Raw genomic sequence first — 1,377 nt, 5'->3', positions numbered from 1 at the left:
TAAAGCCAATTCCTACATCAATTGCATACAGAGATTTCATACTTTTTTCCTCACTTTCTCTTTTTAGAATTAAATCTAAGCACTCTCTTCTTTCCCTTCTTTCATATATTTCTTTTCATTTTTCGTTTTCTCCCCGTCTAAGTCCTTACTATTTTCATTTATTTCGTAATCCTTTTCATCTTTTTTCTTTTTGTTATTTTCGTTTTCTGTTAAATCTTTAATGGTAGAAATGACAACTGGTGTGGCTGTAAGCAGTTGTGGTAATGTTTGTTTTGCAACATTAGCTGCCGTTACAGAGAATTGTTTACTTGTCTCAGTTACCTTCTCTAATGTTTCCTTTATGTTCCCTTCTTGTAGTTTTTCTTTTACGTTTTTTCCTTTCGTTTGTATAGCTTTCCGATTTTCTTTTTTTAATAAGGAGACCATGATTCCGGTCGTAATCCCAATCACAGCATATTTAAATATTGTATGTTTCATTTTTCTCACCCTTCTCTACTTTTATTTTCTTCCATGCTACGACCTAAAATAATTACCTGACCTATTTATCAGATGTTGCAATCTATTAGAGAGAATGATAGTTTTGTGGCTGCCTATCACTCGCCGTTGGTGTTTCAGCTGTTACTAGAAGTAAAATTCTCCCTTGATCTAATTTTTCTTCATATAAATTAGCTTCCTCCTTCGACAACCCCATTTCCTCCATTTGATTTCGGAGTTCGTCCCCTTTTTTGGAGAAAAAGTTGATAATACTTGTGCCCAATCCTTGTTCTTTTACTCCGATCTTATTTGTGTTTGTATCATCCGCAATCTTTTTTGTTAGATGTTTTTCATGTGTTAAGACGTAAATGTCATCTTGGTGAATCCCTTGCAATTCTAGCTCTTTTACTTTCATAACTACTTCCTGTTCATTTTCATATTCATGAACAACCGGTTTTCTTTCATTCTTATGCATGGTATTTTTCCTCCTTTAGATTTTTTATTTAGTTGTTATGTAATATGTAATACACCTATTTTAAAGATATTAAACCTAAATTTTCAAAAAATTTAACGCAATAGGTTATTACTGTTTTTCAATATTAACGAGATGTCACGAGCACTTTCCTTTGATAGCAGTGTTACAAATAACGATTTGTTTGGAAGGCAAGCCCATTGTTTTATAGAAAATTTCTATTAAAAAAAGTTATAAAAGGAATACAAGATATTTTTTTTCGTTAATTAAATCAAAGGAAAATAAAAAAAGCACTCTTTTTAAAAGAGTGCTAAAAAACATATAACCTAATAAAAATGAAAATATACAAACTTTGCATAAAAAAATGATTTTATAGCCTCGTTTTAATATCCATGCCCGCTTTGCCAACCACCGTGTCCACCTTGCCAACC

Annotated in this window: 3 protein-coding genes and 1 pseudogene; 1 reads left to right on the top strand and 3 read right to left on the bottom strand. The window is 31.6% G+C overall.

The window, feature by feature from the left end; genetic code table 11:
- Positions 1–75: 75 nt before the first annotated feature.
- A complete protein-coding gene (locus tag MR083_RS26550) occupies positions 76–477 on the bottom strand; it encodes a hypothetical protein (RefSeq protein ID WP_000683206.1) in 402 nt (133 codons plus the stop codon).
- Between the two features lie 85 nt (positions 478–562).
- A complete protein-coding gene (locus MR083_RS26545) occupies positions 563–949 on the bottom strand; it encodes a YflT domain-containing protein (protein WP_242270089.1) in 387 nt (128 codons plus the stop codon).
- Positions 950–1,060: 111 nt separating this feature from the next.
- Here MR083_RS26545 and MR083_RS28225 point away from each other — a divergent pair.
- Positions 1,061–1,212, top strand: a pseudogene (locus MR083_RS28225) (acyl dehydratase).
- On the opposite strand, the gene MR083_RS26535 reads toward MR083_RS28225, so the two are convergent.
- On the bottom strand, positions 1,178–1,377 hold a 200-nt coding region (locus MR083_RS26535; protein WP_242270088.1), incomplete at its 5' end, for a hypothetical protein. The pseudogene MR083_RS28225 and the gene MR083_RS26535 overlap by 35 nt on opposite strands.

The sequence above is a fragment of the Bacillus cereus group sp. BfR-BA-01408 genome (genome assembly GCF_022663305.1).
Classification (GTDB): Bacteria; Bacillota; Bacilli; order Bacillales; family Bacillaceae_G; genus Bacillus_A; species Bacillus_A pacificus.
The sequence above is the reverse complement of the archived record's forward strand: the minus strand, read 5'-3'. Positions and strand labels throughout refer to the sequence as shown.

Bases quoted from the DNA above. Each gene is read 5' to 3' on its own strand.
- MR083_RS26550 (WP_000683206.1), bottom strand. From the start codon at position 477: ATGAAACATACAATATTTAAATATGCTGTGATTGGGATTACGACCGGA.
- MR083_RS26545 (WP_242270089.1), bottom strand. From the start codon at position 949: ATGCATAAGAATGAAAGAAAACCGGTTGTTCATGAATATGAAAATGAA.